36 protein-coding genes are annotated in these 23,012 nt (G+C 63.2%); 35 read left to right on the forward strand and 1 reads right to left on the reverse strand.

The features are described 5' to 3' along the window. Positions 1-105: 105 nt before the first annotated feature. A complete protein-coding gene (locus ACOZKU_RS12135) occupies positions 106-426 on the forward strand; it encodes a helix-turn-helix domain-containing protein (protein ID WP_421579080.1) in 321 nt (106 codons plus the stop codon). After that, complete coding sequence (locus ACOZKU_RS12140; RefSeq protein WP_421579081.1) at positions 426-707, forward strand: hypothetical protein; 282 nt, start codon at positions 426-428, stop codon at positions 705-707. The genes ACOZKU_RS12135 and ACOZKU_RS12140 overlap by 1 nt, the downstream gene beginning before the upstream one ends. Before the next feature lie 164 nt (positions 708-871). On the opposite strand, the gene ACOZKU_RS12145 is transcribed toward ACOZKU_RS12140, so the two are convergent. After that, entirely contained in the window at positions 872-1,129 is a 258-nt protein-coding gene (locus ACOZKU_RS12145) for a hypothetical protein (RefSeq protein ID WP_421579082.1), read from the reverse strand. A 70-nt stretch (positions 1,130-1,199) separates the two neighbouring features. Between ACOZKU_RS12145 and ACOZKU_RS12150 the strand changes: the two genes are divergently transcribed. The 33 genes from ACOZKU_RS12150 (at position 1,200) to ACOZKU_RS12310 (ending at position 23,009) form a co-directional block, all read left to right on the forward strand. Further along, positions 1,200-1,595 carry a hypothetical protein gene (locus ACOZKU_RS12150; protein ID WP_421579083.1) on the forward strand — a complete coding sequence of 132 codons (396 nt, stop codon included), beginning with the start codon at positions 1,200-1,202 and terminating at the stop codon, positions 1,593-1,595. A 2-nt stretch (positions 1,596-1,597) separates the two neighbouring features. After that, positions 1,598-2,449 (forward strand): ParB N-terminal domain-containing protein, encoded by an 852-nt coding sequence (locus tag ACOZKU_RS12155; protein ID WP_421579084.1) that lies wholly within the window; start codon positions 1,598-1,600, stop codon positions 2,447-2,449. Continuing rightward, complete coding sequence (locus tag ACOZKU_RS12160; protein WP_421579085.1) at positions 2,446-2,907, forward strand: hypothetical protein; 462 nt, start codon at positions 2,446-2,448, stop codon at positions 2,905-2,907. Before ACOZKU_RS12155 ends, ACOZKU_RS12160 begins: the two co-directional genes overlap by 4 nt. Next, positions 2,907-3,134, forward strand: coding sequence for a hypothetical protein (locus tag ACOZKU_RS12165; protein ID WP_421579086.1), 228 nt, complete (start codon positions 2,907-2,909; stop codon positions 3,132-3,134). Before ACOZKU_RS12160 ends, ACOZKU_RS12165 begins: the two co-directional genes overlap by 1 nt. Then, positions 3,131-5,098, forward strand: a complete 1,968-nt coding sequence (locus ACOZKU_RS12170) for a transposase domain-containing protein (RefSeq protein WP_421579087.1) — start codon at positions 3,131-3,133, stop codon at positions 5,096-5,098. The genes ACOZKU_RS12165 and ACOZKU_RS12170 overlap by 4 nt, the downstream gene beginning before the upstream one ends. Before the next feature lie 98 nt (positions 5,099-5,196). Next, positions 5,197-6,219: an AAA family ATPase gene (locus ACOZKU_RS12175; protein ID WP_421579088.1), complete on the forward strand. Its 1,023-nt coding sequence runs from the start codon at positions 5,197-5,199 to the stop codon at positions 6,217-6,219. Beyond that, on the forward strand, positions 6,216-6,500 hold the full coding sequence (locus tag ACOZKU_RS12180; RefSeq protein WP_421579089.1) for a hypothetical protein: 285 nt from the start codon (positions 6,216-6,218) through the stop codon (positions 6,498-6,500). Before ACOZKU_RS12175 ends, ACOZKU_RS12180 begins: the two co-directional genes overlap by 4 nt. Continuing rightward, positions 6,497-6,781 (forward strand): hypothetical protein, encoded by a 285-nt coding sequence (locus ACOZKU_RS12185; protein WP_421579090.1) that lies wholly within the window; start codon positions 6,497-6,499, stop codon positions 6,779-6,781. Before ACOZKU_RS12180 ends, ACOZKU_RS12185 begins: the two co-directional genes overlap by 4 nt. 11 nt (positions 6,782-6,792) lie before the next feature. Then, the gene (locus ACOZKU_RS12190) at positions 6,793-7,542 is read left to right on the forward strand and encodes a DUF3164 family protein (protein ID WP_421579091.1); all 750 of its coding nucleotides are present in this window, start codon (positions 6,793-6,795) and stop codon (positions 7,540-7,542) included. A gap of 10 nt (positions 7,543-7,552) precedes the next feature. Next, positions 7,553-7,846: a hypothetical protein gene (locus ACOZKU_RS12195; protein WP_421579092.1), complete on the forward strand. Its 294-nt coding sequence runs from the start codon at positions 7,553-7,555 to the stop codon at positions 7,844-7,846. Further along, the gene (locus ACOZKU_RS12200) at positions 7,843-8,106 is read left to right on the forward strand and encodes a hypothetical protein (RefSeq protein WP_421579093.1); all 264 of its coding nucleotides are present in this window, start codon (positions 7,843-7,845) and stop codon (positions 8,104-8,106) included. The genes ACOZKU_RS12195 and ACOZKU_RS12200 overlap by 4 nt, the downstream gene beginning before the upstream one ends. Positions 8,107-8,129: 23 nt before the next feature. Continuing rightward, positions 8,130-8,498 (forward strand): hypothetical protein, encoded by a 369-nt coding sequence (locus ACOZKU_RS12205; RefSeq protein ID WP_421579095.1) that lies wholly within the window; start codon positions 8,130-8,132, stop codon positions 8,496-8,498. Beyond that, positions 8,491-9,525 carry a phage Gp37/Gp68 family protein gene (locus ACOZKU_RS12210; RefSeq protein ID WP_421579097.1) on the forward strand — a complete coding sequence of 345 codons (1,035 nt, stop codon included), beginning with the start codon at positions 8,491-8,493 and terminating at the stop codon, positions 9,523-9,525. The genes ACOZKU_RS12205 and ACOZKU_RS12210 overlap by 8 nt, the downstream gene beginning before the upstream one ends. Then, positions 9,522-9,887 (forward strand): hypothetical protein, encoded by a 366-nt coding sequence (locus ACOZKU_RS12215; RefSeq protein WP_421579098.1) that lies wholly within the window; start codon positions 9,522-9,524, stop codon positions 9,885-9,887. The genes ACOZKU_RS12210 and ACOZKU_RS12215 overlap by 4 nt, the downstream gene beginning before the upstream one ends. After that, positions 9,884-10,534 carry a phage protein GemA/Gp16 family protein gene (locus tag ACOZKU_RS12220; RefSeq protein WP_421579099.1) on the forward strand — a complete coding sequence of 217 codons (651 nt, stop codon included), beginning with the start codon at positions 9,884-9,886 and terminating at the stop codon, positions 10,532-10,534. Before ACOZKU_RS12215 ends, ACOZKU_RS12220 begins: the two co-directional genes overlap by 4 nt. Continuing rightward, positions 10,534-10,947, forward strand: a complete 414-nt coding sequence (locus ACOZKU_RS12225; RefSeq protein WP_421579101.1) for an ASCH domain-containing protein — start codon at positions 10,534-10,536, stop codon at positions 10,945-10,947. Before ACOZKU_RS12220 ends, ACOZKU_RS12225 begins: the two co-directional genes overlap by 1 nt. Next, positions 10,944-11,144 carry a hypothetical protein gene (locus tag ACOZKU_RS12230; RefSeq protein ID WP_421579102.1) on the forward strand — a complete coding sequence of 67 codons (201 nt, stop codon included), beginning with the start codon at positions 10,944-10,946 and terminating at the stop codon, positions 11,142-11,144. The genes ACOZKU_RS12225 and ACOZKU_RS12230 overlap by 4 nt, the downstream gene beginning before the upstream one ends. A gap of 35 nt (positions 11,145-11,179) precedes the next feature. Next, the gene (locus tag ACOZKU_RS12235) at positions 11,180-11,494 is read left to right on the forward strand and encodes a hypothetical protein (RefSeq protein WP_421579104.1); all 315 of its coding nucleotides are present in this window, start codon (positions 11,180-11,182) and stop codon (positions 11,492-11,494) included. A gap of 100 nt (positions 11,495-11,594) precedes the next feature. Then, positions 11,595-12,431, forward strand: coding sequence for a peptidoglycan-binding protein (locus tag ACOZKU_RS12240; RefSeq protein WP_421579106.1), 837 nt, complete (start codon positions 11,595-11,597; stop codon positions 12,429-12,431). Positions 12,432-12,441: 10 nt separating this feature from the next. Continuing rightward, positions 12,442-12,843, forward strand: a complete 402-nt coding sequence (locus ACOZKU_RS12245; protein WP_421579107.1) for a hypothetical protein — start codon at positions 12,442-12,444, stop codon at positions 12,841-12,843. Next, on the forward strand, positions 12,840-13,214 hold the full coding sequence (locus tag ACOZKU_RS12250) for a DUF2730 family protein (RefSeq protein WP_421579108.1): 375 nt from the start codon (positions 12,840-12,842) through the stop codon (positions 13,212-13,214). Before ACOZKU_RS12245 ends, ACOZKU_RS12250 begins: the two co-directional genes overlap by 4 nt. Next, positions 13,211-13,528, forward strand: coding sequence for a hypothetical protein (locus tag ACOZKU_RS12255; protein WP_421579109.1), 318 nt, complete (start codon positions 13,211-13,213; stop codon positions 13,526-13,528). Before ACOZKU_RS12250 ends, ACOZKU_RS12255 begins: the two co-directional genes overlap by 4 nt. Position 13,529: 1 nt before the next feature. Continuing rightward, positions 13,530-14,114 (forward strand): phage protein Gp27 family protein, encoded by a 585-nt coding sequence (locus ACOZKU_RS12260; RefSeq protein WP_421579110.1) that lies wholly within the window; start codon positions 13,530-13,532, stop codon positions 14,112-14,114. Next, positions 14,111-15,739 (forward strand): hypothetical protein, encoded by a 1,629-nt coding sequence (locus ACOZKU_RS12265; RefSeq protein ID WP_421579111.1) that lies wholly within the window; start codon positions 14,111-14,113, stop codon positions 15,737-15,739. Before ACOZKU_RS12260 ends, ACOZKU_RS12265 begins: the two co-directional genes overlap by 4 nt. A 1-nt stretch (position 15,740) precedes the next feature. Continuing rightward, a complete protein-coding gene (locus tag ACOZKU_RS12270) occupies positions 15,741-17,219 on the forward strand; it encodes a DUF935 domain-containing protein (RefSeq protein ID WP_421579113.1) in 1,479 nt (492 codons plus the stop codon). After that, positions 17,212-18,462: a PBECR2 nuclease fold domain-containing protein gene (locus tag ACOZKU_RS12275; RefSeq protein WP_421579114.1), complete on the forward strand. Its 1,251-nt coding sequence runs from the start codon at positions 17,212-17,214 to the stop codon at positions 18,460-18,462. Before ACOZKU_RS12270 ends, ACOZKU_RS12275 begins: the two co-directional genes overlap by 8 nt. A 114-nt stretch (positions 18,463-18,576) precedes the next feature. Then, a complete protein-coding gene (locus tag ACOZKU_RS12280) occupies positions 18,577-19,089 on the forward strand; it encodes a phage virion morphogenesis protein (RefSeq protein ID WP_421579115.1) in 513 nt (170 codons plus the stop codon). A 204-nt stretch (positions 19,090-19,293) separates the two neighbouring features. Continuing rightward, positions 19,294-20,415, forward strand: a complete 1,122-nt coding sequence (locus ACOZKU_RS12285) for a peptidase (protein ID WP_421579117.1) — start codon at positions 19,294-19,296, stop codon at positions 20,413-20,415. Between the two features lie 9 nt (positions 20,416-20,424). Next, a complete protein-coding gene (locus ACOZKU_RS12290; RefSeq protein WP_421579118.1) occupies positions 20,425-20,802 on the forward strand; it encodes a hypothetical protein in 378 nt (125 codons plus the stop codon). A 33-nt stretch (positions 20,803-20,835) separates the two neighbouring features. Further along, positions 20,836-21,771 carry a capsid protein gene (locus ACOZKU_RS12295; RefSeq protein ID WP_421579120.1) on the forward strand — a complete coding sequence of 312 codons (936 nt, stop codon included), beginning with the start codon at positions 20,836-20,838 and terminating at the stop codon, positions 21,769-21,771. 69 nt (positions 21,772-21,840) lie between these two features. Beyond that, the gene (locus ACOZKU_RS12300) at positions 21,841-22,092 is read left to right on the forward strand and encodes a hypothetical protein (protein ID WP_421579122.1); all 252 of its coding nucleotides are present in this window, start codon (positions 21,841-21,843) and stop codon (positions 22,090-22,092) included. Positions 22,093-22,105: 13 nt separating this feature from the next. After that, the gene (locus tag ACOZKU_RS12305; RefSeq protein ID WP_421579123.1) at positions 22,106-22,759 is read left to right on the forward strand and encodes a hypothetical protein; all 654 of its coding nucleotides are present in this window, start codon (positions 22,106-22,108) and stop codon (positions 22,757-22,759) included. Continuing rightward, entirely contained in the window at positions 22,752-23,009 is a 258-nt protein-coding gene (locus tag ACOZKU_RS12310) for a DUF7681 family protein (RefSeq protein WP_421579124.1), read from the forward strand. The genes ACOZKU_RS12305 and ACOZKU_RS12310 overlap by 8 nt, the downstream gene beginning before the upstream one ends. Positions 23,010-23,012: the final 3 nt, after the last annotated feature.

Here is a 23,012-nt window from a genome sequence, read left to right on the forward strand (position 1 = left end):
GTGTTTACAAAGAACCAATTGTAGCTTAATCCTTTCTGTGTTCGCAGATTTCAACACCCCAAAAAAGGAGGCCTGCCAGGGCCTCCCTTCCGGAAGGATCATTTTATGCACCGTGCCGCAGAGACCGGCAAGCTCGACCGAGCAGAGCAGCGCAGGCGGAAAGAGGTTGGCCGTATTCGCGACCTCATGACGCAAAAGGGTCTGACCCTCACCAAGATCGACGAGGACTACAAGCTGCCACGCGGGACCGCAGGCAATGCGGTCCACGAACCTCATCTGGCCGGCGAGCGCGCCATCGCCGCCGCCCTCGGCACCCGCCCTCATCTCCTCTGGTTCTCCCGCTATCACGCGGACGGCCAGCGCAAGTGCCCGCAGCCGGCCGAGAACTACCGGTATGCGCGCCGCTCGACGACGGAGGCCGCGTGATGCGTGGCGCCGACAAGAACGCTGCTCTGGCCTTGTGCGGAATGCGCCGCTGGATCCCTGTTGATCCCGGCCGTCAGACCCGCTCTGCCGACGCCACATCCGAACAATCGCGGATGGCGGCTCCCGCCGATAGGGCGAAACGTACAGCCAAAATCGACATCATTCCTTTTGTGCCATCGCATTCGGCTTTCTGCCGGAAAGCGCAAGCGCTGCTGTTTTGCGGCGTGCCCTTCGCCTCTCTGGCTGCGGTGCTTGCGATCGTCTTCGGGAGGCTGTTTTGAAAACAGCACTCTTGGCAGCGCCCGCACACGGCGATGCCGCCCTTCGGAAACTCATCGAAGCTGCAGGCGATGACGCAAGCCCCACGGCTCTGCTCAATATTGCGCTTGAGAGCCTTTCCCACAAAAGCGACGAGAAGATTGCAACGCAGTTGCTCTTCTCAATCCTACTTCACGAGGAACTTGCGGAGGCGCTCAATGGCGGCCTCTAATTGCGCACCGCGAAGCATGACGTCGTCTGCATGCCGCCCTTCCTGCAGGCGCGCGATCAGACTTTCGGGCGTCACGCCTTTCCCTTCGGCAAAAAGCTCCATCACCGCCTCGGCAACTGGATGCCGCCAAAAGGTCGGGTCGCCTTTCATCAATTCTGCGGTGTCTCGCAGGAACTCTTCTGCAGATTTTCTCGCCATTTCAATCGTCTCCAAGTGCTCAGTTCGCGTGGGGATGACAGGCGCGAGGCCGGGTTGCCGCCCCGCCTCGCGCCGCCAGCTTGTCATGAGTCGTGCGACACAACCAATGGGAGTTTTTGTTTTGCGTAATCCCTACTCACAGGACGAGCGGCTGGCCGTGATGGTCAGCGCGGCTTTTCGCGCCAGCCGTTCGCACTTTAACCACCTGCCGATCCGCTTCCTGATCGACCCGCCCCGCGAGTTGTTCGATGCCAAGCTCGCCCGGCAGATCACCATCCACATCCTGAATGTCGAATTCGGCATTCCGCGCAGGCGGCTGACCAAGCTGCTGTGCGTTGGCCGCGCCATGGTTCTGCAGTCGATCCGCACCGTCGAGCAGCGCCGTTACGAGCCGGTTTTTGAGCGTGCTTACGAGCGGATTTCCGCTCGGGCCAAGGACAATTTCATGACGGCACTCGCCGAAGATGCAGAGGCGGCATAAACATGGCCGAATTCCTTCGCCTGAACCTCTCCGAAATCGACGCTGGCGACCGCCTGCGCTCGACCGACGCCACCAAGGTCGAGGCTCGCGCCGCGTCCATGGCCGAACACGGACAGATAACGCCAATTTCCGTCCGGCGCGCGCCTGCCAAGAACAAGGGCGCAACCCCCTTCATTCTCGTTGCCGGTGGCTACCGTTTCGCGGCGGCAACGATGCTCGGATGGGACGAAATTGACGCGGTTGTCGTCAAGGCCGATGCCGCCGACGCGCAGATGATCGAGATCGTCGAAAACTTGCACGGCATTGACCTGACACCGATAGAGCGCGCGGTGTTTGTGCTGAAGTATCGCGAGCTTTGGGAAGCGAAGCACGGCAAGATCGAGCGCGGCGGGAACCAGAAATCAAAGGGGCACGATGCACCTTTGAAACTGGCGAATGGGCGCGAGCTGTCGAGCGATATTCAGGAACGGCTTGGCCTCGGCCCTGACACGTATAAGCGCGCCGTCCGTATCGGCCAGAACCTGCACCCTACGCTTCGCGCCGCCGTGCGGGGCACCGAAGCAGAGACCGACCAATCCAAGCTTCTGAAGCTCGCGAAGCTCTCCGCCGACGACCAGCTGCGCGTCGCCGCATCGCTGAAAGAAAAGCCCGACCTGAAGCTGGCCCTGTCCTGGTTGAAACCGGAGAAGCCGAAGGCCGACCCGCAGGCCGTTTTGTTGAAGAAGCTGCTCGCCGCCTGGGAAAATGCCAGCGAGGAAACCCGCCAGGAATTCCTTGTCCAGATCGGCGCCGAGCCGGATGGCACGCTCGGCGAGATGATGGCCGACATCAAGCGCGAGGCGAAAGCGGCATGAGCAAGCCCGACCCCGCCCAGCCAGATTTCTTCGCCGCGCCGGTCTACCCGACGCGCTCGCCCGTCGAGCGCATCGACCTCGACGCCTTCCGCCGCTTTCTGAAGCGCGAGATGGGTCGCGCGATCCGCGAATGCCCCTATGACCGCCAGACGATCGCGGCACGGATGGCAGGCTATCTCGGCCTTCCCTCCATCTCCAAGGCCTCGCTCGATGCCTATACGGCCGAGAGCAAGGAAGGGCACGATGTCAGCCTCGTCCGCTTCAAGGCTTTCGTGCGCGCCACCGGCGCCCTCTGGCTTTGGGACACCGTCGTATCAGAGGACGGCCTACTCCTCCTGCAGGGAGATGAGGCGCGGCTCGCCGAGATCGCGCGCCTTCGGCAGGAACAGCGAGCCGTTGCTCTGCAAATCCGCAAACTGACGGCCACGCCCGTCCGCATCCGTCGGGGGGAAGGCTGATGGCCGGCAAGATCTCGATCATCGGCCAGATCGCCGAAATCGACCGTGAAATCGCCGAGCGCGAAAAGCTCTACCCGCGCCTCGTCCGTGAAGGACGGATGCCGGAAGAAAAGCGCGTGATGCTGATGGACCGGATTTTTGCGATCCGCGCCACGCTGAATTTCTGCCGCGAAAACGAAACCGACATTCGCGCCTGGATGGCCGAGAAGAAGGCCGGCCGAGCATGAAGGAATGGTACACCCTCACGGACCTCGCTGCAGCACAGCTGCCCGGCTATCCCTCGACGGCCAAGGGCTTCGACAAGGTGGTGCTGCGCGAAGGCTGGCGCATGAACCCGGCCCGGTTCCGGAAGCAATCCGGCCGCGAGGGCGGCGGCGGTTTCGAATATCACTATGGCCTGCTGTCCGACACTGCGCGCGCCAAGCTCGCCTTTGTGGAAGCCGCCCCCGCGATCCCCGAAAAGGCGGCTTCAAACCTCCTTTGGAGGCGGTTCGAAGCCCTGACCGACGATCAGCGCAAGGTCTGCCAGCAGCGGTTCGACGTTGTCACGACGTGGCACGAGATGCGCTCGGCCGGCGTGAGCGCGGCGCAGGCGACCCGCTACGTCGAGACGAAATTCGAGATCGATCGCGCCACGTTGTATCGCTGGGCGGGCAAGGTCGAGGGCAAGGCCCGGCATGACTGGCTTGCCGCGCTGGCTCCGGATGTCCCGACCGCGAACGGCGAGATCAGCGAACTGGCCGACTGCCACCCCGACGCGTGGGACGTGCTCGCCTCCGATTACCTGCGCCCCGAAGGCCCGAAATTCTCGTCCTGCTATCGCCGCATGAAGGAAGTCGCCAAGCGAAAGGGATGGGCACCGATCCCGGCCGAGCGCACCCTGCGCCGCCACATGGGCATCAAGGTGCCGCGCGCCGTGCAGATCCTCGCACGCAAGGGCAAGGAAGAGGCCATGAAGCTGCTGCCGGCGCAGCAGCGTTCCGTCGCGCACCTGGTCGCGATGCAATATGCCAACACGGACGGGCACAAGCTCGACCTGCACGTCCAGTTGCCGGGCCGTGACAAGCCGACCCGCGTCTACCTGATGGCCATTCAAGATCTCTATTCGCGGAAGATCCTCTCCTGGGTACTTGCCGAGGCGGAGACATGGGAGGCCGTGCGCACCATCATCGGCCGCATGGTCGAGGAGCACGGCATTCCCGAGCGCCTTTACATGGACAACGGCAAGGCCTTCGCCTCGAAGAAGATCTCCGGCGGCGCGAAACGGCGCAACCGCTTCAAGATTACCGAAGACGAAGTCGCCGGCCTCCTGAAAACCCTCGGGATCGACGGGCGCTTCGTGAAGCCGTATTCCGGCCAGTCCAAGCCGATCGAGCGCGGATGGGGCGACCTCGCCGAAGAGATATCCAAGCACCCCGACATGGCGGGCGCCTATACCGGCCGCAGCACCGAGCACAAGCCGGAGAACTATGGCAAATGGGCCGTGCCGATCGAGCAGCTGGAAAAGCATGTTGCTGCCCGCGTCATCGAGCACAACGCCCGCGAGGGCCGCAAGACCGAGACGGCCAAGGGCCGCAGCTTCGACGCCACCTTCGCCGCCAGCATGGCGGATCCCATCAACCTGCCGCGTTTCGCAAGCCCGATGCAGCGATCGCTCTGGATGCTGACCGCCGAAACCGTCACGGCTCGCAAGCCCGATGGCGCCATCCACCTTTTCGGCAACCGCTACTGGTCGCGTGAACTCAACCAGTGGATCGGCAAGAAGCTGACCGCCCGCTTTGACCCTTCCAACCTCCACGGCGACGTGAAGGTCTATGACCCGCAGGGCCGGCTGATCTGCGACGCGACGTGCATCGACAACAGCGGTTTCGACTGCCAGTCGGCCGCCCGCGATACCGCCCGCGCCAAGAGCGATTTCGCCAAGTCCCTCAAGGTTCAGAAGGAAGCCGCCCGCCGCCTCAACGACGTGCAGCTCAAGGAGCTGATGGGGCGCGGCGAGACCACACCGCCGAGGACGGTTCGCCCGAAAGTCACGCGCCTTATCACCCGTCAGCAGGCCGCACCGGCGCCGACCGTCGAAGAGATCGACGCCCACCAATATGCAGACAATTTCAGCCGGGGCCTTGCGCTTCTGGCGGGCGGCGATGCCGCCATCCTCCCATTCCCGAAAGGGGATCGACCGGGAAAGTAATCCGTCCGGTCACCGCATGAGCCGAGAAGTATTGAGTTCGGTTCCCCAAAAAAATGCGGGCCACAAGACCCGCACCAATGAAACCAAAGGAACCCTAGATGAAAAAGCCGATCAACACAATTCCGGAATGGAATTTCCCGACGCCCACTCCGGCGTTCGTCGAAAAGCACGGCCCGGCCGAAGTCGAGCGCTGGCGCAAGCTGCTTGCCCGCGCAATCGACGTTGCACGCGAGCATGCCTGGACAAAGGCCGAGGTCGCCCGCCGCACGGGCGTTCCGGAGGGCACCTTCAACCCCTGGACAAACGGGAACTATCCCGGCCTCCTGGCCAACGTGAACGACAGCGTCAGCAACTGGCTCGACGCCCTGGAGGAAAGCGTCAGCATCGCGACGCGGCTCCCCGCATCGCCGAAGTTCATCCGCACGGCGACCGGCTCGGAGATTTTTAACGTCCTACTCTATTCGCAGATTACGGCGGGCTTCACGATGGTGGTTTTGCCCTCCGGATCCGGGAAGACGACGGCAGCACGCCACTTCATTCGCACCCGTCCGCATTGCTGGATGGCGACGGTAAGCCCGCACACGAAGACAGTTCACGGCGTGCTGGTTGAACTGGCGACCGAACTCGACGTTCATGAGCACAACCCCGCCAGGCTGGTGCGCGCGATCGGCAAGCGCCTGCAGCGTATCGGCGAGGGCACCCTCCTCATCATAGATGAAGCGCAGAACCTTGTGCCCGAAGCCATCAACCAGCTCCGCCATTTCGTCGACAATTATGACTGCGGCGTCACGCTGATCGGTAATGAGGACACCGGTGTCGCCTACTTAAAAGATCGGGGCTCCATCGCGAGCCGCGCCCAGGTGCTGACGCGTTTCGATCAGCGCCTGGATACGGAACGCGATCCGGTCGCCGATGCGAAGATGCTGATCGAAGCATGGAACATCGACGCACCCGACTGTGTGAAGTTCCTCCTTGGCATTGCCAGCAAGCCCGGCGCGCTTCGAAACATCGACCGCACTGTCCGCGCCGCCGCCATGCAGGCGCTTGGGGCTGGCGAGGACATTTCCCTGAAATACCTGACCGCCGCGTGGCGCAACCGCGACATGGGGGTGCTTGCATGAAGCCCCTCCTCCGCGACACGACATTGAGCAACACCATCCTTGACGTGGTGAAGCTCGTGCTTCCTTTCACGGCGTCCGGCACGACCATGCCCGCGTCCGACGCCCAGGACGTCGTCATCAAGCTGTCCGCAGCGCTGAAGCTTGCCACGCTGATCGAGCAGGAGCTTTCCATTCACCGCTTCAACGAGCCCGGCCTGTCCTATCGTACCGCCGCGCTCGTCGAGGAGACCGTGACCGCCACCGTGATTGAGGTGGATTTCGGCGGAGGTGGACAGAAATGAACGGTGACTTCGCCCTGACCGATCATATGGCGGAGCTGAAGAGGGCCGTTTCGAAGGCCCTCAACCAAAGCTCCATATCCGGCCGCGCCGTGCCCTTCGGCGAGGCCGAAATCATCACCGGCAAGATCAACACCGCCGTCGCCCTCGCCCGCGAGCTGGAAGAGGAAAACCGCATTCTTGAACATCGCATTCGAGCCCTGCGCGACGCCGAGCAGAACCGCACGGCCGACGCGCCGCGCAATGCGGCTTTCCTCAAGCGCCCTTCAATCAAACAGAAATAAGGACAATAGAGATGGACACAGTCATCACCGCAGAAAACTCCACCACACCGCGCCAGGTCGAAATCGACGGCGCTGTCTACATCGAGGACGTACGCGGCCGCTTCGTTCCGGAAGCAATGTACCGAACGGTAGAAATGGCACCGGCCGTCATCGAGTTTCAGGGGCGCCCCGGCATGATGGATGCCACCGGCAAATGGGTGCCGCTCGCCCTGGTCAAGCCGGCGAACGTTCTTGAAGATGAGATCGTCCGCAAGTGCATCGCCTTCGCCCTCGACGCTAGCGCCTCGCTTTCCCGCCTGCTCGGCCATACCAAGTTTGATCTTGGTTCCTACGACGCGCTCCTGGAGCAGGAGTACGGCGTCACCAAGCGCGGCGAGAAAGGCAACGCGACCTATTACACCTATGATGGCCTGTACAAGGTTCAGGTGCAGGTCGCGACCTTGATCGCGTTCGGGAATGAACTGCACGCTGCCAAGAGCCTCGTGGACGAATGCATCAACGACTGGTCGGCTGACAGCCGCGTAGAGCTTCAGGCGCTGGTCACCAAAGCCTTCAACGTCGACCAGGAAGGCACGCTCAACCGGTCGGAAATCTACCGCCTGCTCCGGTTCGAAGTCGCCGACCCGCGCTGGAAGCGAGCGATGGACGCGATCCGCGATGCCATGCGCCCGATCGGTTCGAAAGAGTACATCCGCTTTTCCCGGCGACCGGACGTCAAGGCGAAGTGGGAGCCGATCTCCCTTGATTTCGCTCGGGCGTGAGGGCGGGCCGATGACGAAACACTCCTTCACCTTCGACGTGACCCGCCGCATCACAGTCGCCCTCGACGACACGAAGTTCACCACGGAAATCATGGAGGACTTCAATAGCTGCATCACCGATTTCGGCACCGACGAAGATGCGTATCGCACCCATGCGGAATACATCGCCGGCCGCGCCATCGACGGAGAGGACTTTGATCCGCGCGAGTTTCGCGAAGGCTACGGCGTCGTCCGTGAGGCCGGCATTACGGTTGTCATTCAGGACGGCATAGAGTTCAGCGAGATCGCGGAGGAAACGACGTGACCCGCGCCCTCGCTATCGTCCGCGCTGATAAGCTGCGCGCGCAGATCCGGTGCCCGGTCTGCGGCGCCGCCCGCACCGACGCGATCGGCAAGTCGGGTACGCCCGCCATGTACTGCGTTTACGTATGTTCGGCGGAGTTTCAGGTGGCCAATGCGGAGATTATCCCGTCCGTGGTCTGCCCGAACTCATCCTATGTCGCAGCCCGAACCCTCAACGAAGAAGCCCTCGCCGAGGTGCGGAAAGTTGCAGGTGCGGCATGAGGCATTTCCACGATGTCAGCGACATGACTGACGCACTTGCCGCCGAGGCCGAAAAGCTCGGCGGTGAGATCCAGCACCGCGACGACGGCGTCTTCCTCGTCGTCAAGACCGATTGCGAATGCGGCGCACTCCGTCTCCGACGTCAACCTGACCAATCTCGCCGGTACCATCTGGGAGAGCCTGTCATGACCCGGAAGCGGAAAAGCGTGACCGTTACCATGCGCATCAATCGAGACGGTTCCCACACCTACCAGTCGACCGGCGGTTTCGACCTCCGAAAACTCTTTCCCGAGTTGCGTAAGCCTGCAGGTGAACCATCGCAGAGCGCAGCCGACGCCACCCTGTCGCTTCTGGACTACCCGGCAGACAAGGAGGGCAACGCCGATGGCTGAAAACTCCGCAATCTCATGGTGCCGGCATACATGGAACCCGTGGATGGGCTGCACTAAAATCTCCCCTGCTTGCGACGGCTGCTATGCCGAGGCGCTGATCGACAAACGGCTTGGCAAAGCGCAGTGGGGCAACAACCCTCGCGTCCGCACCGGCAAGCACACATGGAACGATCCGTACCGCTGGCAGCGCCAGGCGGAGAAGGATGGCGATCGGCCATTCGTCTTCTGCGCCAGTCTCGCCGACATCTTCGACAACCAGGTGGACCCGCAGTGGCGCGCGGATGCCTTCGACGTGATGCGAAAGACGCCGAACCTTGTCTATCTTCTGCTGACCAAGCGCCCACAGAACATCGCCAAGCTTTCGGCCAGCGCTGGTGGCCTGCCGGCGAATGCAGCGATCGGCGCCACGGTCGAGGATCAGAAGCGAGCAGACATCAACGTCCCTGCGCTCATCGATGCCAGCCTTGACCTTTGGCAGGCCAAGACGCGCCCCTTGTTCAATTTCCTGTCTTGCGAACCCCTGCTCGGCCCGATCGACCTTACCGATTTTCCTTTTGATCCCTTCAGCAAGGGGAATGCCGGGTATCGGATTGATACATTGCGCGGCAAGGTATTCCTTCCTCTGGGGAGCAACGACCTCACGCCTGGGCACGTCGTAGGGGAGCGAGAGTATGTCGGGCTCTGCCACGGTATCCAGTGGGTTATTACTGGTGGCGAGACTGACCAGGGCGGGCACGCCGCCCGCCCCACGCATCCCGATTGGCTGAAGGGCCTACGCGACCAGTGCGCTGCTTCTCGCGTGCCCTTCCATCACAAGCAGAACGGCGAATATTTGCCGGAAGACTGGTTCGACAAGGACGGCTTCCAGTGGCAGGCCGGCACCGATTGCCCGAAGGTTCACCGCTTCAAGGACGGAACCGCCTGCATCCGCGTCGGCAAGAAGCAATCCGGCCGCAAGCTCGACGGCGTGGTCTATGACGCATTCCCAAAGATTTACCCCATCAGTGCTAAGGGGTGCGCCGAATGAAGCTCCCCATCACCAAAGACTGGCTCGAAAAGCGCGCTGCCGCCGAAGGCGACCTTGAGATCGGCGCCGGCCGTCGCCTCACGAAGACGCTGAACCTGACGCCCGACGAACTCGCAGACCTGGAGCGCCTGGTTAACCCTGATCGGGAAGCTATCCGCGCGCAGGCATTTGAAGAGGCTGCTCTAGTTGCCGAGGCTGAGCCAGAATTTGAGGAAGAACCCGGCCCGGAAGTCGTGAAGGCAATGCTGGCCATAGGGCCAATTAAGAACGCCCGTACGGCTTGCTCCGTCACGAAGGCGAGCATCGCCAAGGCTATCCGTGCGCTAGCGACCACCACACCAGCAAACGGGGGCACGGTATGACCTCCTCCATCGCCGCCATTCACGTTGCCCGCAAGCAGCTCGACCTGGACGATGACGTCTATCGCGCCAAGCTGGTCGCCATCACGGGCAAGGCCTCGACCAAGGATATGACCGAGGGCGAACGCCTGCGGGTACTCGACGCTTTCCGCAAGGCTGGCTTTCAGCCGGCACCGGGCCGTAAGGTCGCCGGCCGGCGCAAGCTTGATGGCAAGTATGCCAAGAAGCTTCAGGCGCTCTGGATCGCTGCCTACAATCTCGGCGTCACGGACGATCGCGACGACAAGGCTATGCTGGCCTTCGTAAAGCGCCAGACCAGCCTCGACGACACGCGCTTCCTGCATCATGCCGATGACGCCCGCGCGGCGATCGACGGGCTGAAGGGCTGGCTGAAGCGCGCGGCCGGCGTGGGTTTCGGGAACACCAACGGCCAGGACTGGCTTGCCGCCGATGGCGCCAAGATCGCCTGGGCGCAATGGCGGCTCCTCAACACCGGTGCCGACCTGATCGTCCGCAAGGGTTTTGACGCTGCGGTCTACGAAATGATCGGCTCCCGCCGCGTCCACCTGGGCGAGGTCAAGGGTGCCGAGTGGCAGACCGTCATGAATGCCCTCGGCGAGCGTGTCCGCGCCCGAAAGGCAGGTGCGTGATGGTGGCCTATTCGTTCAAGTCGCTGTTCGTGCCGCAGATCGTTTCAGGCATGAAACGCCAGACCGTACGCGCCCAGCGCCCGCGCCATGCCCGCCCCGGCGAGGCCGTCCAGCTCTATCAGTCAATGCGGACGAAGAATTGCTCGAAGATCATCCTTGATCCCGTTTGCACCGCCGTCCTGCCGATCGAGATTTGCGTGTCGGAGACGCGCGGCATCCTCTGGATCTCGATCGACGGCGCGGATGTGGAGGACCCGGAAGCCTTCGCTGCAGCCGATGGTTTCCACCCGTCTCATTTCCTTGCGGCGCGGCCGGGCGCGACAGCTCTGGAGAACATGTCGCGCTTCTGGCTGGACAACCACAGCGCCGAGACGTTTGAGGGCGTCGTCATCAAATGGGAACCCGCCCCATGATCGAGCGCGCCGCCCCACTTCTGTTTGAAACAGAGACGTTGAAGGTTATTCGAGAGCAGCGTGAAGAGCTTTTGAACCGCCTTCGACGGGGCGGCGTCGATGCGCACACACGCGTCATGCGTGAGGAGCGACTGAAGATGCTCACGGCGCAGCAAATCGAGATAGAGGCCCGCCTGGGGCTTGGGGGGCGCAAATGACGGCGCCGAGGATCCCCGCACATATCGAACCTTACATGACCGTCCTGGGCGTCGAGGGCGGCATCGACTTCCTCCTCCAGTTTGGCGGCGGGTACGTCTACCTTTCCGAGCGCCCGCAGGACCGGTCCCCTGTCGTCGAACTGGTCGGAGCCGAGAAGGCAGCGGCGCTCGCAAAGCGCATCGGGACCGGTGGCCTGCGCGTTCCATTAGGAAAGCCCTTTATCGCGGCGTATCTTCGCGCTAACAATTGGTCGATCAATGCCATTGCGCGTCGTCTGCATGTCACCGACGTCACCGTCCGCAAATGGCTCAATGATGCCGAAGACCGGCAGCTCAAGCTCTCCCTTTAGTGACCACAAACCCTTGTGGCTGTTTTGACCAGCCGCGAGCCAGCAATGTCCCCAGGCAAGCCGCAAGTGATTGCGGCCATTTTTTCATCCGGGGATATGCATGGCCACGCTCGCATCGCGCATCGACGCATCCGTTCTTCAATCTCTCGCACCCAAGGTCTCCGGCAAGAAAGCAGCCTCGCAGGCAGTCGTCATCGCCGGTTTTGGGGCGATGCTTCCCAAGATGCTGCGCTACATCGACGTTACCACGCCGCTGCGGATCTCGCATTTTCTCGCCCAAACGGCACATGAGAGCGACGGTTTCTCGACCAGCGAGGAATATGCGTCGGGCGCGGCCTATGAGGGGCGTGCCGATCTCGGCAATACCGAGGCCGGCGACGGCAAGCGGTTCAAGGGGCGCGGCCCGATCCAGCTCACCGGCCGGAGCAACTATCGCCAGTTCACCGCCTGGATGCGTTCGATCCAGCCGGACTGCCCGGATTTTGAGCGCCGGCCCGAGCTGGTTGCGCAGTGGCCCTGGGCGGGCTGGGCGGCGGCGTTCTACTGGACGACGCGCAACATCAACAAGCTCGCCGACAATGACAACCTGGTCGCCGTGACGAAGGTGATCAACGGCGGGCGCAACGGGCTCGACGATCGGTCGCGCTACCTGTCGAAAGCCAAGGGCATCATCATGCCGCTGGCCGCCCTCGATGTCCCGGTCGATGACGAGTACCCGACGCTTCGGCGCGGATCGCAGGGCGAGTGGGTGGACCGTCTTCAGATCGCCCTCACGGCGACCGGCTTCTACATGCTGTCCATCGACGGCGATTTCGCAGGCGGCACGGAGGGCGCCGTCAAGCTCTTCCAGCGCTCGCGCGGGCTCCGCGTTGATGGCATCGCCGGTCCAAAGACCTTTGCCGCCCTGTCGGCCTATCTCCCCGAAACTGAAAACTAGGAGCCCGGCCATGTGGTCTCAGCTTATCGCGCAGGTTCTTCCTGCTCTTGTCGATGCCCTCACGCCCCTGCTGGTCGCCGTCCTGGTCGGCCTCATCTATCGATGGACCGGCATCCAGATCGAGCAGAAGCACATGCTTGCCCTGCAATCCGCGCTTCAGAACGGTGCGCGGCTGATGCTGAAGCCGAATGCTTCGATCGAGGAGGCGATCGCCTATGTGCAGGCATCCGTCCCCGATGCACTGGCCAAGTTCCGGGCGGGCGACCCGTCCCGTATCGCCGAGTTGCTTGCACCGCACATCGCCGTGTTGCCGAAACCGCGTCTGCCGATCGGCGATGGCGCCATGACACAGGTCGTGATCGACGGGGTGAAAAACCGCGCACGCGGCGCAACGCCAGGAGCCGTTGAATGACCTTTGATCTCGCCACCGCCGCGCCGATCGTCGCCTTCGTTCTGTCCGTCATCGCGCTCGGAACGCAGATCAAGTCTATCCTCTCGTCCGGCGAAAAGAAGCTGGAGGAGCGCGTCACCAAGCTGGAAACGAAACTCGTCGAGCACGACCGCCGCATCCAGACGCTCGAAAGTGACCTGAAGCATCTCCCCGACAGGGACACCACCCACCGCATCGAAATCACCATGGCGCAGATCATGGGGCGTCTCGACGCGCAGGATGCAACGCTCGCCGGCCGGTTCGAAGCCATGGACGAGCGCTTGAAACCCATCCAGGCGATCGGCGAGCGTCTCCAGGATGTGCTTGTTGACCAGGCTAGGAAGGTAGCATGACACTCGGCATCGACTACGCGAACATGCAGCGGGAGGAAGCCCGCCTCATCATCTTGAAGGAGCTTTCCATCCAGGCGAACGAAAGCCTGTCGTCGAGCATGATGGAACCCGCTCTCTTCAAGTTCGCCATTTATGAAGAGCGCCCGTGGATCCACCAGCAGCTCGACTACATGGCGAAGATGGGCGCCATCACCATCCTGGAAGCCGGGACGGTCAAGATCGCCAGCCTGACTCCAGCCGGCTGGAAGCACCTGCGCCGGCAGGAATTTATTGAGGGCATCAAACGCCCTTCCGTCTCCAAGGCGGGCGTCTGACATGGCGCGCGGGCGTGGCCGGCTGAACTCCATCCAGCTGCTTCCGAAGGAATGCAGCGATATCGTCATATGGGCGGCCGGCGAGCTTCAGGCGGCAAACCGTCCTCAGACGGACATCTACAAGGAGTTCGTCATCAAGCTTGAAGAGCGCCAGCGCGAAAGCCGAGGCGAGCTTGATATTCGCATTCCTTCCTTCTCATCCTTCAACCGGTATTCCATCGACCTTGACGCGACGACGCGCGAGATGAACGAAGCGCGCGAGATGGCGACGGCCGTGCTCGCGGGCCTCGACCACAACGACGGCGACGATATCACCAAGTTCGTCGGCGAGGCGATCAAGGCCGCTGTCATGGCGACCCTTCGCGCCCACAAGGGCAAGCTTGGACCTAAGCACCTCTTTGAACTGGCCAGCACCATGCGCATGATCGCGATGGCGCAGGCCACGTCCTCGACGCACCGGCAGAAGATCGAGGCGGAGCTGGCGGCGAAGACGAAGGAGGCCGTGCAGACCGTCGCCAAGGCCAAGGGCCTGTCGGGAGCCGCTGCCAACGAGATCCTCGATAAGATCCTCGGGGTTTCCAATTGAGCGGCCCTATCAGCCAGGAGCAGTGGGCCGAGGCACGGCGTCTATCGACAGACGCCGTGCTCGACCGCATCGAGCGGCGCAAGGCGCTGCTCGGCTACCAGCAGCGCACCGTCGCGCTTCTTGAGAGCGTTGCCGACTGCCCGGTGCTGTTCGTCGAGAAGTCGCGTCGTATTGGCCTGACCTGGGCGTGCGCGGCCTATGCCGTGCTGCGCGCTGCGCGCTCCAGAGAAGCGGGCGGCATGGACTTCATGTACATCTCCTATTCCCAGGAGATGACCCGCGAATTCATCGACGCCTGCGCCATGTGGGCGCGGCACTTCGCATCGGCGGCCGGCTTTGTCGACGAGTTCGTCTGGGACGACAGCGACAAGAACGGCGAGCGCTCCATCCAGGCGTTCCGCATCAAGTTCGCCTCCGGCTTCGAGATTGTCGGGCTTTCCTCCGCGCCGCGCACCCTGCGCGGCAAGCAGGGCGTCGTCATGATCGACGAGGCCGCGTTCGTCGATAGCCTTGAAGAGCTTTTGAAGGCGGCGCTCGCCTTCCTCATGTGGGGCGGCCAGGTCATCGTCTGCTCGACGCATGACGGCTTCGAAAACCACTTCAATGAACAGGTGCAGGACATCCTTGCCGGCAAGCAGGATTACAAGCATCTGCACATCGACTTCGACGAGGCGCTTCAGGACGGGCTCTATGAGCGCATCTGCCTTGTCACCGGCCAGCAATGGTCGCCCGAGGCGGAAGCCAAGTGGCGCGCGTCGATCATCAAGTTCTATGGGTCCGGCGCCGACGAGGAGCTGTTCTGCATCCCGTCCTCGTCGTCGGGCACCTACCTCTCGCGCGCGCTGATCGTCTCGCGCATGCACGAACATATCCCGCTCATCCCGTGGGTGGCGCCGGAAGGTTTCGTCGATTGGGACGCGCCGCTGCGCAAGGGGGAAATCGCCGACTTCTGCAACGAGAAGCTCCTGCCGCTCATCAAGACGATGGATCCGGCCTTACGCTCGGGCTTCGGTCAGGACTTCGGCCGCAGCGGCGACAGCTCCTTCATCCATCCGTTCCAGGTGCGGCCGAACCTGACCCTGTCGACGCCCTTCATGCTCGACCTGCGCAACATGCCATTCGAGAGCCAGAAGCAATTGATCTTCTGGCTTCGCAAGCATCTTCCGCGGTTCTTTCATGCCGCGTTCGACGCCACCGGCAACGGCGCGTCCCATGCCGAAGCCGCGCGCCAGGAGTGGGGGCCGAACTATGTGTCGGAGATCAAGCTCTCGCAGTCCTGGTACATCCTCAACATGCCGAAGCTGAAGGCGGCATTCGAGGACGGCGGCATCGAGCTTGCGAAACACGACAACGTCCTGGTCGACTATCGCCTGCTGAAAATGACGCGTGGCGTGGCCAAGATCCCGGACGACGCCCGCGCCATGGGCACCGACGGTTTCGAGCGGCACGGCGAAGCGGCCGTCACCGGCGCCCTGGTCATCTACGCCAGCGAACAGACGGGCGGCGAGATCGGCGGCGGCACCACCGGCAACGATCGGCCCAGCTCGACGGTCAACGAACAATTCCAGGGCGGCTTTGGCACGATCGACGGCCGGGCCGACCTCTCCGACTTCATGAGGATGTGACATGGCGAACCCTAGCACCATCGAAGTCGCGTCCGTCGCCTCCGATCCCTACGTCCCGCAGTATACCGGCGTCATGTCGCCGACCGACGAGGTGTTGGCGAGCCGTGGCGGCGTTGCCGGCCTGAAAGTCTATGACGAGATCCGCCGCGATCCCCACGCCTTCGCGATCCTCCAAAAGCTGAAGCTGGAAGTCATTTCGCGGGAATGGAAGGTCCTTCCGGCGTCCGATCGGCGCATCGACAAACGCGCGGCCGAGGATGTCGAGCGCCAGCTGAAGGCGATCGACTTCGACAAGCTGACGCGAGGGCTGCTCGGGGCAGTGTTGAAGGGCTTTTCGGTCGCCGAGATCCTCTGGTCCTCGACGTCGCTCGGCTGGCAGGCGTCCCAGGTGAAGGTGAAGAAGCAGCGACGGTTCCGCTTTGCCCTGGACGGATCGCTGCGCGTCCTCACGCGCAACAACACCATGGACGGCGAGCCGGTCCCGGATCGCAAGTTCATCGTGCACCGGCACTCGATCGACGATGACGACGACGATCCCTATGGCGTCGGCCTCGGTTCCGTCCTGTTCTGGCCCGCCTGGTTTAAGCGCCAGGTGCTCGCCAACTGGCTACGCGCCACCGAGAAGCATGCCTCGCCGACCACCGTTGCCAAATATCCGGGAGACTTCGACAAGGAGAAGGAGGCCAAGCTTGTCAGCGTGCTCCGGCAGATGGCCAACGACACCGGCGTGGCCGCACCCGATACCGTCACCTTCGAGCTTCTGGAGAGCAAGAACGGCGGCGGCGGTGACTTCATTGAGAAGCTCGCCCGATACCTCGACGAGCTGATGAGCGAAGCCGTGCTCGGCGAGACGTTGACCACGAACAGCGGCCAGCGCGGCGCCCGGTCCCTTGGCGAGATCCACAACGAGGTTCGCATCGCCATCGCCAAGGCGGCGTCCGACCTCGTCTGCGCAACGCTCAAGAACACGCTCGTCCGGTGGATTGTCGAGCTGAACCATCCCGGCGCCGGCATCCCCGAGGTCTATCGGGATTTCAGCGAGGCAGAAGACCTCAACGACAAGGTAGAGCGCGACAGCAAGATTGCCGCCATGGGCTACAAGCCTTCATCCGTCGACTACATCAACGAAACCTATGGCGGCGAGTGGGTGGAGAAGGCCGAGGTCAAACCCGAGGCCAAGCAGGAAGGACAGCCAGGCGCATTGCCGGCCGGCCTTGAATTCGCCGAGCCGGCGCCGGTGCGCAACGGCGAACGCGTTGTTAAGGAATTGTCCGGCCAGCTCGACGCGCTCGGTCAGCCGATCATCGACCGCATGGTGGATCAGATCCGGGCCGAGTTTCAGGAAGCGCGCGACTATGACGATCTTATCCGCCGGCTCGGCATGCTTTCCTCGTCGGTCGGCGTCGAGGATCTCGCCACGCTGATCGGCCAGGGCTCGCTGCTGGCGGCGCTGGAAGGCGTCGATAGCGATCATGGCTGACGGCATTCCCTTCCAGGAGGCGATCGACTTTCTCGCCGGCAAGGTCAACCTGCCGACAAAGCGCTGGGATGACCTCCAGCACGCCGGCCATGTGCGCGGCTTCGCGGTTGCCGGCGTCGTGCGCGACGACATGCTTGCCGACTTCCGGGCGGCGATCGAGAAGGCCCGGCGCGACGGAACCGGCTTCAACGAATTCCAGAAGGATTTTGACGCGATCGTCGAGCGCACCGGCTGGCAGTATTTCTCGCATGGCAAGACCGAGGAGGAACGCCGCGCCTGGCGCGCCCAGATCATCTACAACACGAACATGCGCACCAACTACATGGCCGGCCGCTGGTCGCAACTCACCGATCCCGACATCCTGCGGTACCGGCCGTATCTGCAATACATCCATTCGGGCTCGCAGCATCCGCGCAAGCTGCACCTGTCGTTCAACATGCAGGTCTGGGAAACCACCAATCCCATCTGGCGGGTGATCTATCCGCCGAACGGCTGGGGCTGCTTCTGCGACGTCGAGGCACTGTCGGAACGCGAGCTGCGTGCGCTCGGCAAGACCGGCCCGGACCCGACACCTGACCTTCAGCCGTATCAGGCGACGGACCCGAGGACGGGCCAGCCTGAAACCCGCTATCCCGGCATCGATCGCGGCTGGGCCTACAATGTCGGCGAGGAATGGCTTCACGGCATCGTGCCGCAGGAGCTGCGGAAGCCGCTGCCGGCCTTCGATCCCGAGCGCCGGCCGGCAGAAGACCTGCCGGCGCTGCCGTCGCCGACCGTGGTGTCTGAGGAGATGCTGGCGCCGGAAGGACTGACCGATGATGACTATGTCGGGCGCTTCCTGGACGAGTTCGGGTTTCGCGAAAAGGGCTATGGTTATTTCCGCGACCGCTCGGGCGGCATCGTCTCGATGTCGAAGGCGATGTTTGAGACGCGCGACGATGCCGGCAATGTCACAGGCTCGAAGAGCAACAAATATGAGCGCGGCCCCTACATGCCGTTGCTTGCCGCCACAATCCGCGATCCGGACGAAATCTGGGTGGACTGGGCGGCTGTCACCTCGGGCATCGTCCTGAAGCGGTCCTACATCCGCCGTTTCGTGCTGCCCGACAAGAAGGCGTTGTTCGTGCGCTTTGAATGGACTTCGAAGGGCTGGATCGCCATTACCGGTTTCCAGTCTGCCGACCGCTACGTCAGGAAATTCCGCACGGGCGCGATGCTATATCGGAGACAGGAAGAGGAATGAGAAGAGCGGCCCGTCCGGTCTGGGCCGCTCTGCTGTGCAGCTTAAGGATCGGGACCGGCCCGCACACCGCACTTAGCGCCCGCATGATAACCCGGAGACCGTTGGGATACAAGAATGACCGGAACCGCCATCACGCTCGACGACCAGGACGCGAATGACGCTCTGAGCCGGCTCTATGCCGCGACCGGTAACATCGAGCCTGCCCTGAAGAACATCGGCGAATACGAGGCCAAGGTGACGCGGGCGCGGTTCATCAGCCAGACTGATCCCGAGGGCAAGGCCTGGAAGACGCTCAATGAGCTATACGCCAAGACGAAGAAGGGACCCGGCATTCTGCGCGGCACCACGCGCGATCTGTCGTCGATCGTCTACCAGCTCGGCGCCGATAGCGTCGATATCGGCTCCGGCGCCATCCATGCGCGGATCCACAATCAGGGCGGCAAGATCGTGCCGAAGAATGCGGCGGCGCTCATCTTCTCCATGGGCGGCCAAACGTTCAAGGTGAAATCCGTGACCATTCCCAGGCGGCAGTTCGTCGGCTGGAACGAAACCAGCATCCAGGAGGTTAAGGCGATTATAGAGGATCATCTGGAGATGGCCGTTACGATGAAAACCGCTTCCGACTAGAAAAGGCCCACAAGCGCCTCTGGCGGCTTCGGTGCGTCGATGATAGCCTCCAGGCCACGAAACGCGCCCACGGGCTTTAAACCGGCTTCAATTTTGGAGCCAGCGCGCAGACCTCCCCCGCGATAGACACTCCATCCTCGATCGGCATTGACCACAAACCCTTGTGGCTGTTTTGCCCCTTTGCGCTCCGGCATGGTCCGGAGCATGAAACCGTTCGAAATCTTCCGCTCCGGCAACCACACCACCAGCAAGGGTGCAGCGCTCTCGTTCAGCGAAAGCGACCTCGCGGCCATTGCCTCCAGCTATGATCCGGCCAACTACGAGGCCCCGATCGTCGTCGGCCATCCGAAGACGAACGCGCCGGCCTTCGGCTGGGTGAAAAGCCTTGAAGTGAAAGGCGACCGCCTCGTTGCGGTCCCTGGCGAAGTCAACGACGAATTCTCCGAGATGGTCCGCGCCGGCTCCTTCAAGACCCGCAGCGTGGCGCTATATCGTCCCGACCAGCCCGGCAACCCGACGCCCGGCCAGTATCATCTTCGCCATGTCGGTTTCCTCGGCGCCGAGCCTCCGGCCGTGAAGGGCCTGAAGGCCGTCGAGTTTTCCGACGCCGAAGACGACACGATCGAGTTTTCCGGCCCGGATATCTGGAACTATGCCTGGGCGCTGGACGGCGCCGTGCGCATCTTCCGCAGGGTCCGTGAGTACTTCATCGCCAAGGATGGCCTGGAAGCGGCCGACGAGATCATACCGGAATACGAGATCAGCCAGATTTCGCAGCACGTCGCGGACACCCGCGCCGAGGCGCGCGCTTCCGACCGCGTCAACTTCTCCGAAACAGCCAAGGAAACCGAAACCATGAAGACCGCCGAACAGCGGCAGGCGGAGCTTGACGCCCGCGAAGCCGAGATCGTCGCACGCGAAACGAAGGTGAAGGCCGACGAAACGACCTTCGCCGAAACCGCGAGAAAGACCAGGGCCGAGGCCGATGCCGCCTTTGTCGCCGAGATCGTGACGCAGGGCCGTCTTCCGGTCGGTCTGCAGGCGAGCGCCACCGCGCTCTTCTCCGAACTCGACGACGCGGCCGAGCTGACCTTCTCCGAAGGCGACCAGGAGGTGAAGACGACGCCACGCGCCGCTCTGCGCGACCTCCTCGGCAAGCTTCCGGTTCCGGTCGCGACCGGCGAAGTGGCGACCGGCGATGGTCCGGATTTCTCCGACGCGAAGCACGTCCAGACCGCGATCGAAACCGAAATCCGCAAGGCGGCCGATAAGGGCGAGACGATCTCGCCCGCCGTTGCCGCCATGCGCCTGAAGGCCAACGGCTAAGGAGCCCCCATGAACCCGCATACCAAGACCTTCATCGCGTCGGGTGCCATCGGGCACCGCCGCCTCGTCAAGTTCACCGCCACGGACGGCGTCGTCGCCCTCGCGACCGCTGCCACCGATCTGATCGCAGGCGTGACCGACTTCCCGTCCGGCGCGACCGATGGTGGCCGGATCGACGTCATCCAGCTCGGCCCGGCCGAAGTGGTGGCTGGCGGCAACATCGGTGCCGGCGCGAGCTTCACGGCCGGCGCTGCCGGCGCTGCCGTCGCGGCGGCGCCCGCTGCCGGCGTCAACAACGTCCTGGGCGGGTTTACGGAGACGGCGGCTGCGGCCGGCGATTTCGTCCGCGTCTTCGTCCAGCGCGGCCACATCCAGGGCGCGGCATAAGCCGGCCTTCAAAACCCCTTTCAGGAGCCCTCAATGTCAGGTCAGCCCTTTCCCGTCGATCCGGTGCTTGTCGGTATCGTCGCGGCCTATTCCAACGCCACCTTGATTGCCGACCAGGTGCTGCCGCGCCTCAATCCGCTGCTTCCGCGTGAGGAGTTCAAGTGGTGGCGCTTCGACTTCGGTCAGTTCATCACGGTTCATGACACGAAGGTCGGCCGCAAGTCCGAGCCGAACACGGTCGAGTTCAACGCGACCGAGGTGCAGGACCGGACGGATGACTATGGTCTCGACGATGTCGTGCCCGTCGCTGACAGCCGGAACGCGCCGGCCGGCTACGATCCGCGCGCCTTCGCGGCGCAAAAGCTGATCGACCTTGTCCTGTTGGACCGCGAAGTCCGCGTTGCCAACAAGGTGTTCGCGTCGGGCACGTATGGCGCCGACAACAAGGAGACGCTCGCGGGCACCTCTCAGTGGTCCCACGCCGACAGCAAGCCAATCGTCGCAATCGCCGAGGCGGCAGACAGCATGATCATGCGGCCCCGCCACATGACGCTGGGTGCGGCCTCCTGGTTGGCACTGCGCACCAATGCCAGCGTCCTGCGCGCACTCACGCCCTCCGGTGCGGGCGACGGCTACGCCAACAAGCGCGCCGTGGCCGACCTCCTGGAACTGGAAGACATCTATGTCGGCGAAGGCTGGGTGAACATCGCCAAGCCGGGTCAGGCTGTCCAGCGCCAGCGTGCCTGGGGTGACAAGGCCCTGCTGCACGTCAAGGCACCGCTCGCCGACAGCATTTCCGCCACGCCCACCTTCGGCTGGACGGCACAGTTCGGCACCCGCGTTTCCGGCTCTATCCCGGAACCGAAGGTCGGCCTTCGTGGCTCCGACCGTGTCCGTTCCGGCGAGAGCGTCAAGGAAGTCATTTCCGCAGCCGAGCTTGGCTACCTCTTCGAAGACGTCGTCGCCTAGGCGGCTTCGTCTCTCCGCCATCCACCCGGTTCGCCGGGTGGGTTTTCCCAGCAACCGAAGGGACCTGAAATGCGTGTCTACGACTGCTTCTTCTACGTCTACCACCGCCTCGCCAACTGCATCGGCTACTGCCTCGCCCTGGTCGCGCCGCTCATTGTCGAGCCGGTGATGTCCTTCATCCGCGATGCCCCGGCCATCGCCGCCTATCTGTTTCGCCTGCCGGCCCAGCTGGTCGCCTTCCTGGTGATTTCGATCCTGAAGCCCGTCTACCGCGAAAGCTACGAGACCCACGGTCTCAGCCTCTCCAGCGCCCGCACCTGAGCGGCGCTGAGACATGAAGTCCGACCCGGCAACTTTAGCCGGGCGGATTTTCCGAAGGGAGCCGATGGCCGGCCTCCTTCGCAAGATCCGAAAGGAAGGTCCCATGGCAAAGCAGACCAAGAATTCCAGCGCGGCAGCTCCGGAAACGGGCGGGAAGCCGCAGGACGATGCGCCCGTGTCCGTCATCACGGACGCATCCGACCCCTCCGGTACGAACGGGCCGGAGGGGACCAATACCACCGCGAGCGAAAGCGGCGATGCTGCTGGCGAGGCTTCGGCCGAGCCGGTGAAACCGTTGGGCGACGCCCCGACCGAGGCCATCGCGGCCGAGGCGGCAACCCGGTCAAGTCCCAGCATGAACCCGGAAGTGGAAGCATCGGCTTCCGGGGACACAATTGAAGTTGCCTCCCAGGGCGATGCGCCCGTCGTCACCGGCGCGGCGGCCGGCGACGACGGCGCGCTTTCAAAGGCCCAGGCCAACGCGCTCATCAATCAGGTGCTTGGCCTGCCCGCGCCGACCGAGCGGCGGCACTTCGTCGCCTTCGGCCCTGTTCGGCTGAACAATGTGCGCGTTCGCCAGGGCGGCGACCTTTACCTGACGGAAAAGGAGCACGGCCCGCTGTGGGCCAAGAACCTCGTCGCGCGTTGGGAGCTTGGCCATGAATGATGAGGCATTCACCCCGCTGCCGGTGAACGGCTATCGCACGCAGAGCGCCTCCAACATCCAGCTCGTCAACATCAACAAGGACTTTGAGGAACGCGTGCTGCGGTTCTTCGACGCCCTTGCCGAAGACCCATCCGTCGACAAGCGCTGGCTGGCGATCGGCCGCACCGGCATCGAGCAGGGTTTCATGGCCGCGAACCGGGCGATCTTCAAGCCCGTACGCGTCAAGCTGCCTGACGTCGACGGGGAGTAAGTC

Origin of the sequence: Shinella sp. M31 (assembly GCF_049199205.1) — a bacterium.
Classification (GTDB): Bacteria; Pseudomonadota; Alphaproteobacteria; order Rhizobiales; family Rhizobiaceae; genus Shinella.